Origin of the sequence: Flavobacterium sp. (assembly GCF_044360715.1) — a bacterium.
Classification (GTDB): domain Bacteria; phylum Bacteroidota; class Bacteroidia; order Flavobacteriales; family Flavobacteriaceae; genus Flavobacterium.
The window spans coordinates 23640-32126 of sequence record NZ_JBIKJY010000024.1; the positions used below are offsets into that span (position 1 = coordinate 23640).

The 8487-nt window shown below is 33.7% G+C and carries 7 protein-coding genes and 1 tRNA gene; 5 read left to right on the top strand and 3 right to left on the bottom strand.

Annotated elements, in window-relative coordinates; all coding sequences use genetic code 11:
• Positions 1-226 precede the first annotated feature (226 nt).
• From ACIQ16_RS08540 to ACIQ16_RS08560, 5 genes are all read left to right on the top strand, one after another.
• Positions 227-5083: a choice-of-anchor J domain-containing protein gene (locus ACIQ16_RS08540; protein ID WP_396150582.1), complete on the top strand. Its 4857-nt coding sequence runs from the start codon at positions 227-229 to the stop codon at positions 5081-5083.
• Positions 5084-5658: 575 nt separating this feature from the next.
• On the top strand, positions 5659-6000 hold the full coding sequence (locus ACIQ16_RS08545) for a cupin domain-containing protein (RefSeq protein ID WP_396150585.1): 342 nt from the start codon (positions 5659-5661) through the stop codon (positions 5998-6000).
• A 44-nt stretch (positions 6001-6044) separates the two neighbouring features.
• Complete coding sequence (locus tag ACIQ16_RS08550; protein ID WP_396150587.1) at positions 6045-6605, top strand: helix-turn-helix domain-containing protein; 561 nt, start codon at positions 6045-6047, stop codon at positions 6603-6605.
• 83 nt (positions 6606-6688) lie between these two features.
• Complete coding sequence (locus ACIQ16_RS08555) at positions 6689-7018, top strand: hypothetical protein (RefSeq protein WP_396150589.1); 330 nt, start codon at positions 6689-6691, stop codon at positions 7016-7018.
• A gap of 1 nt (position 7019) precedes the next feature.
• Positions 7020-7292, top strand: a complete 273-nt coding sequence (locus ACIQ16_RS08560; protein WP_396150591.1) for a hypothetical protein — start codon at positions 7020-7022, stop codon at positions 7290-7292.
• A 218-nt stretch (positions 7293-7510) separates the two neighbouring features.
• Here the strand turns inward: ACIQ16_RS08560 and ACIQ16_RS08565 are convergent, their stop codons facing one another.
• The 3 genes from ACIQ16_RS08565 to ACIQ16_RS08575 all read right to left on the bottom strand — a co-directional run bounded on the left by ACIQ16_RS08565 (position 7511) and on the right by ACIQ16_RS08575 (position 8430).
• Entirely contained in the window at positions 7511-7759 is a 249-nt protein-coding gene (locus tag ACIQ16_RS08565) for a GIY-YIG nuclease family protein (protein WP_396150593.1), read from the bottom strand.
• 49 nt (positions 7760-7808) lie between these two features.
• Positions 7809-7883: transfer RNA gene (locus ACIQ16_RS08570), tRNA-Val, on the bottom strand.
• A 160-nt stretch (positions 7884-8043) separates the two neighbouring features.
• Positions 8044-8430: a DUF4258 domain-containing protein gene (locus tag ACIQ16_RS08575; RefSeq protein ID WP_396150594.1), complete on the bottom strand. Its 387-nt coding sequence runs from the start codon at positions 8428-8430 to the stop codon at positions 8044-8046.
• Positions 8431-8487: the final 57 nt, after the last annotated feature.

Below are 8487 nucleotides of genomic sequence, written 5' to 3' on the forward strand. Positions count from 1 at the left end.
CCATACACTATCTATACACTAACTACGGAGTATCTATACACCATCTCCTTTTGAAAGGATAGTTTTTTTGTTTAAAAAAGTAATTGTTTTTATTAGGATTAATCTTTTTTTAACTTTTTGTTTAAAATTTATAAATTAATAACGACACTATTTGACGTTATTAATTTATTTTGTAAAATGTAGTATTTATTTACATAAATTTGTAGGTAATTTAATAAATTTTTTTATGAAAAAACTATTTTTATTATTATTTATGTTTGCAGGTTTCAGCGTTTTTGGACAATTATCCCAAAACTTTGAAGGCTCAACATTTCCACCAACTGGTTGGATAACCTTTGAAACAGGAACAGGTACAGTTCAGAGTTGGTCTGAAACCAATTTAGCTGTTTTCACCTATGGGGGTGTTGGTAAATCAGCAGTAATTAACAAAGAAAATGTGGCTACAGGTCAGGCTATTGACTGGATGGTTACTTCTGCAGTTACTGTGCCAGCAAATGGACAATTGCGATTTTACACCAAAACTTCTCAAACGGGAGTTCAAGGAAGTTTATTTAATATTAAAATTTCAACCACTTCACAAACTAACCCTGCAAGTTTTACTAATCTTATTTCCTGGGATGAGGCTTCTTTGACAGCTACTGAGAATGTTTATGAAGAGAAAGTAATTGATATACCAGCCACATATCCAGTAGGTTCTACTATTTACATTGCCTTTGTAATGACAAATGACAATGGAGACAGGTGGCTAGTTGACAATGTAAACGTCGTGCAAAAATGTAATGCGCCTATTGGCCCATTAGCTACAGCACTTGAAACCACAACCAGTGCACAATTAAGCTGGGGAAATCCTGGAGGAATTACAGCTTGGCAAGTAGAAGTAGTGCCATTTGCAGATCCTTTTACAGGTGTTGCAACGTATACAAACGTAACCACAAATCCATTTATTGCAACAGGCTTATTACCAAATACGCTGTACAAATTTCAAGTTCGTTCTGTTTGTGCTAATGGTTTTGCTAGTGATTGGTTTGTCCCAAGCAGTTTTCAAACGGCATCTTTTGGAGATACGTGTTCTGGCCCAATTGTAGTTGGCCCTTTGCCTTACCAAACAGTTGACAACACCGCCAATTATTTAGATTTATTTGACACTGCGCAACCACTAAGTTGTAGTGGATCGGCAATAAATTATATGGCAGGTAACGATGTATTTTATTCCTATACTGCAACATTTACTGGTAATATTGCTATTTCTTTATCGCCTACCAATGTTCGTTCAAGCATACACGTATACAGCGCTTGTCCTGGGACAGCAGGAACCACTTGTTTGGCGGGTGTTGCTAATACCACATCTGGAGTGAGAAACATAAATCCATTTGCAGTAGTTGCAGGAACTACCTATTATATTATAATATCATCAAGTGCGGCACAGCAAACGGTTGGCTACACCTTAACGATTCAACAAGTTTTTTGTTATCAACCAAATGCAGGTACAGATGGAGAAACTACTATTTGTGAGATCAGTACAGCACCAATTGATTTGTTTAGTTTAATTACTGGCGAACAATCAGGTGGTGTTTGGACACAAACCTCTGGTTATGGAGGCGTATTTAGTGCCACAGCAGGAACATTTACACCATCAATGGGAGCAACAAATTCTACTTTTGCATATACCTTATCAGGAACGTTTCCATGTATTGATGATTCAAGTTTGGCAACAGTAAATATAATTGCACAACCAAATGCAGGTACAGATGGAGGGACTAATATTTGTGAGACCAGTACAGCAACAATTGATTTGTTTAGTTTAATTACTGGCGAACAATCAGGTGGTGTTTGGACGCAAACCTCAGGTTCAGGAGGTGTATTTAATTCAGTTTTAGGAACATTTACACCAGCTATAGGAGCAATTACAAGTACTTTTACCTATACCATATCAGGAGGAACGTTACCATGTATTGATGACTCAAGTTTGGTAACAGTAAACATAAATGCACAACCTAATACGGTATCAGGAGCTTCAGCAACACCATATTTATGTATCTATAATTTTTTAATCCCAATTACACATATTACCACAGGTGCTACCGGTATTGGAACAGCGACAGGTTTACCATCAGGTGTTACAGCTACATGGGCTGCCAATACTATTACTATTAGTGGCACACCAACTGTATCAGGAATATTTAATTATACCATTCCATTGACTGGAGAATGTGGTACAGTAAATGCTACAGGAGTTATTGTTGTGACCCCAGATAACACAGTATCACCACCTTCCGCTACACCAACACTTTGTATCAATTTACCCATAACACCAATTACACATACGACTACAGGTGCTACAGGTATTGCATCTACCACTACCAATTATGGCTTACCATCAGGTGTAAATGCTTCTTGGGCAGCTAATACCATTACAATAAGTGGAACACCAACAGTTTCAGGAACATTTAATTATAGCATTCCATTAACAGGAAATTGTGGCTTTGTATTAGCTGCAGGAACCATTACAGTATTCCCTACACCACAATTTATAACTCAAATTCCAGATATTGTGATTTGTAATGGAGGAACCTTAAATATTGCCTCACAATTAACAAGTACGGTTACAGGTGCTAATTTTATTTGGAATGCAACATCAAGTAATGTAAATATGGGTGCAATTAGTGGTACCCAGGCGAATATTGACCAAGTGGTTACTTTAAACGGTATCCAAAGTGGTACCATTTATATAGAAGTTAAACCACAAATAGGAAGTTGTTTTGGAACTCCACAACAAATTCAAATTACGGTTAATCCGCAACCTTTTTTTGTTTCATCTACTTCAAATCAATTCATTTGTTCAGAAAGTACAACAAATATATCATTTGCAGCAACAATGGTTAATACTGTTTTTAATTGGAGCGTATTAAGTAGTGTTGGCGTGAGTGGTGCATTCAATGGAACTGGAAGCGGCATTTATCAAACACTTTTCACCACAGGGCTCTCACAAGGAACAGTAGTTTATGAAGTAACTCCAAGTGCAAATGGATGTTTAGGAACTCCACAAATTATTTCTGTTACAGTAAATCCGTTACCAATAGTCTCCTTGACTGATGGCTACATTTGTGTGGATGCTCAAGGAAATCCGTATCAATCTTACTTGTTAAATACAGGATTAAATAATGTTGATTATATTTTTCAATGGTTTAAAGATGGTGTCTTACTATTAAATGCTAATGCTAATCTTAATGCAACATCTGAAGGAACTTATACAGTAGTGGTAACAAATGTAATTACTAATTGTGTTTCAAATGCGGCTAGTGCAATTGTAACGTCATTATATTCTCCTTCAAGTATTTCTGCAGATGGTACAACCGCAACCAGTGTAAGTATAAATAACGGTAACACCGTTCAGCTTCAGCTAAATGGTTTTTTTGGTTCACCTAGCAATATTCAATGGACACCCAATATAAATATTAGTTCAACAACAATTTCTAATCCAATAGTATATCCAAGTACAACAACAACGTATACAGCTAGTTTTATTAACTCAAATGGTTGTTTGCAATCTACTTCAATTACTGTTAATGTAAATCCACTACCCAATATTGGTAATATAAGTATATCAACTACAAATAATTCGGTTGTTGGACTTTTTGATACCATTACTGTAAATGTTCAATTGACAAATGCAACTGATTTGTATAGCTTGTATATGAAGTTAAAAGGAAATGCCGCTGTAAGTCAATATTTAGATTATTCAGGTTATGTTGCGAGTACCTTGTTAGGTCCTTTAGCAGATGTAATAGCTACTAATCCAATTGTAACCAATGGAGAGTATGATTTTGGAATTACTAAAATTGGAGCTGTTCCCGGCTATACCGGTAGTGGGCTGTTTTATACATTTAAATTTGTAACCAAAAACATTCCCATACCAGACGGAACCGTTTTCTGTTTTTATTTAGACGATGTAAATACATATAATTCTACTGGAACTGCTTGTGGTTTAACCAATCAAGGTCAATATTGCTTTACTTTTACAAATCAAATAAAAGTTTGGCCAGGCGATTTAAATAATTCAAATGTGGTTACCACCGCCGATTTATTGCCTATTGGCTACTTTTACAATTCTACGGGCCCTGTTAGACCCAATGCAACTATTCAATGGTCGGGTCAACCCGCTACACTATGGGGATATAATCACAGTTTTTTAAATAGCAATGCCTATAAAACATTTGCTGATTCTAATGGTGATGGGGTAATAAATAATGCAGATCAAGCGGCTATTGGATTTAATATGAATCAGGTTCACGCTAGGCAAGCTTCCGATAAACCTTTTGGTATAGCGCCAAATATGTCAAATAATGCTCAAGTAGTAGGTGCTCTTAATGTAACACCTAATGTTTCTATTATTAATGGTGCCGTATTACCTCAAACAGTAATTTTTACCGTAAATTTAACTAATACAGGAGGTTTGAGTTCGTTGTATGGAATATCTACAAATCTTATTTTTGATAATACTATTTTTGATTTGAGTACTGCAACTATTGATTATACGGGTTCAATTTTTGGACTTGTAAATACGGATTGTTTGGCAATTAATTACAATTCAGCAACCGGAGTCAGTGTTGGTTTAACCCGATATGCTAATGCAGCAATAAACGGTCAAGGGTTATTGTTTAAAGTAACACTTAAAACTAAAACGACATTGCCAAATTTACCACAAACACAAGTAACTTCATATGTTGATGCTGCTAACAATCAATTAGGAAACCCATTAGAAATAGGTGATTCGTTGCCAATGAATTTTTCTGTAATTAATGTTAATCTTGGTGTACAAGACAGTTTTATAAATACTTTTAAACTTTATCCAAATCCTACAAAAGGAATATTATATTTTTCTGTAGGTGATAGTTATTTGGATTTTCAAGAATTGAAATTAAAAATAGTGAATGCGTTAGGACAAGTAATAGACCAAATATCTGTTAAAAATTCAACAGAAGAAATTATTACAAAGAATTGGGGAAGTTCAGGATTGTATTTTGTACAAATTGAAACTACACAGGGAGAAATATTAGGAGTTAAAAAGATTATTCTTCAATAATTTTTTTTAATTAATTTAAATGGACAATATTTTAAATATTGTCCATTTTTTTTTGCTTGATATATAATTTAGCTCCCGCTCGTGCGCAAATCCTTTAACGATTAATAGAAGTAAAGTGACGGTGGCTTCGAGAGCCTTAGCCACCGTTTCAGGAGCCTCAGCCACTGTTTTGAGAAACTCAGTCACCGTTTTAGTAGTCTAGTTTGTTGCCTGAGGCTCTCGAAGGCAACAAAATTAGCTATCGAAGGCAACAAACTTAGTTTTCGAATGCTCCAAACGAACCACTCGAACGCAACAAACTTAGAGTCAGATGCTGAAACAACTTCAGCATGACAAAAGTTGTCTTGTCTACCTGAACTCGCTACTTATCAACCTGAACTTGTTTAGGTTCTAACGTTTGTAAAATAAGAACGCTAAGATTTTCCACATCGTATAATATTGATTAAGTAGAAAACTATTTTAAAATCTTTTTGTAGCAGTTTATCCAATATATATCACCACCTTTGTTACGGTACTTCTTTTTCAATGCCATCGCTTTTTGCGAAATTTGGATCTTAAGAAGTAACGCTATCCAGATGGAAACTCCAGAAGTTGAAAAAGAACAGGCGCATATTATTGTAGAAATCATTCAATATATTCCTAATGCCGTTTTAAGTAAAACTATTTTAAAGAAATTAACGGGTAATATTACGGTTTCTTCATTTGATGCAGGAGAAGAGTTAGCAGAAAAAACCTCTCCATTTGATAATTATATTCAAATTATTGACGGTACTGCCGAAATAATTATTAATGAAATTACACATAAACTTTCATTAGGTCAAGGAATTATTATTCCTGCACATGCCAAACATTGCTTTAATGCCAATGTAAAATTTAAAATGCTTTCTACCATTATAAAAAGCGGTTACGAAGAATAGCGGTTCCTCTTAGTTACTAATAAATTAACATCAGCAGTACAACAATGAAACTTTATATAAAATATATGGTAAGTCTCCGCTGTAAATTAGTGGTAAAAGAAGCGCTGGAATCCCTTGGGCTACACTTTGTTATTTTAGAATTAGGTATCGTTGAAATTATGCAAGATTTGACGGAAGCACAGCACACACAATTGTATGATTTGCTGTTGAAGTCGGGTTTGGAGTTAATGGATGATAAAAAATCGGTGCTGATTGAGAAAATAAAAAACATTATCATTGAGATGGTTCATTATTCTGATGAATTGCCTAAAGTAACTTATTCCGATTATATTAGCGAAAAAATGGGTTTGGATTATACGTATTTGTCTAAGTTATTTTCTGAGGTTAGAGGTATTACTATTGAGCATTTTATTATTGCACACAAGATTGAACGGGTGAAAGAATTACTACTTTATGACGAACTAAATCTTACGCAAATTTCCTACATAATGAATTATAGCAGTGTTTCGCACTTATCGAAACAGTTTAAAAAAGTCACGGGATTAACACCGTCGTTCTTTAAAAAATTAAAAGAAAAGAAACGAATTGCTTTAGAAAACATCTGAATTGTACCACTTATTTAAGTTAAAGTATAACAAAATTTAGCTTTAAAACGTCACCTTTGATAGTAATTAAAAATCTTATTTTTTTGAAACTATATATCAAATACATGGTGAGTACCCGCTGTAAAATCGCAGTTAAAGACGAGTTGAAAAAACTTGGTCTGCATTTTATTATGGTCGATTTAGGTGTAATTGAAATTATGGAAACCATTACAAATGAGAAACGATTACTACTAAAACAAGGATTGCAACACTCCGGTTTGGAATTAATGGATGATAAAAAAGCGATTTTAATTGAACAAATTAAAAATACGATTGTCCAATTAATTCATCATTCTGAAGAAGTTTTAAAAATAAATTTTTCAAATTATTTAGCTGAAAAATTAGAACTTAATTATACCTTCAAATCTAAATAAAATGGAACAAAACAGAATACAAGCAATCCTAACATTAGACATGGAAAATATTCCAAGCAATTTTCAAGAAATTTTAAAACATGAGCAAGAAGTTGTTGCAAAATGGAAAGAAGAAGGTGTATTAGAGAGCTTATTTTTAAGAAAAGAACGAAATGGTGCAATTTTAATATTTAAAGGTATTGACGAAGAAAAAGCAAAAGAGTTAATGACTACACTTCCGTTGTACAAACTTAAAAAAAGCGTAGAATATTTAAATTTAATAAAGCAATTTTAAAGACTAAATTAGTGTTTAAAAGACTACTGGCATCAGAAATTTACTTAAAGAGTTTATTTATAGTTAAGACACAGAAAAAGTTCAAGTAAGAACAAAAAAAAACAGATTCAAAAAATTGAATCTGTTTTTTTGTGGGCAATAGCTTGTCCCGATTTATCGGAAAGGGATTCGAACCCCCGAACCTCCCGATTGCATCGGGATACTCTGAACCAGCTGAGCTAATTATTATTCAATAATTCTTGAATTTTAATTTTGCTTTTCCAAGATTTAATTTGTTTCTCTCTCGCCAAAGCTTCAGATTTTGTATTATAGGTTTCTGAATGGACGATTTTCCAATCGTTTGTATTTCCAGTAAAACCTTTGCTTTTTTGATTGTGTCGGATAATTCTTTCCTCTAAGTCAGAAGTAAAGCCAATATAAAATTTATCCTTAGTGGGACTGTGGAGTATGTAAACGAAAAATGGCATATAATATAAATTTGGCGTATAAAAAAAGTCCTTATTTCTAAGGACTTTGTGGGCAATGAGGGGTTCGAACCCCCGACCCCCTCGGTGTAAACGAGGTGCTCTGAACCAGCTGAGCTAATTGCCCCAATATTTGTAATCTTTATTCTTCTAACCCCGACCCTCCCGATATATCGGGATGCTCTGAACCAGCTGAGCTAATTGCCCCAATAAAATGCACTACTTTCGTAGTGCGAGTGCAAATATACACTCAAATATTACATTTGCAAGAAAAAAAATATAAATAATTAATTAAATTGTATATCCTCTAAAATCACTTTATTAGATTCGTTTATGATTGTAAGGGTAACTTTTTTATTTTCAGATAATTGAGAATCAATTATGTATTTTTTTCCATTTTTATATGGAACGTTACTTTTTGAAAAATCTACATCACCATTAGAAATCGCTTCATCAATGGCTTTCATAGTGGTTGTTTTTTTAGCAAAAATGCTATCCACTGCTGCAGATGTTTTAAAAGGTTTGCTTCTAATATCTTTTATGACTCTGCAATTTGGAAAATAACAAAACGTAACACCTCTTGAAGTCGCTTTTGCTGATAAAAATTCACCAACAAAGTAAAATCCAATTAATAATCCGAATAAATAAAATGCTAATCTGTATCGTAATGACATCTGTACTATATTTTAATACAGCAAAGATAGTACTATAAATAGGATTGTCAAAAAACT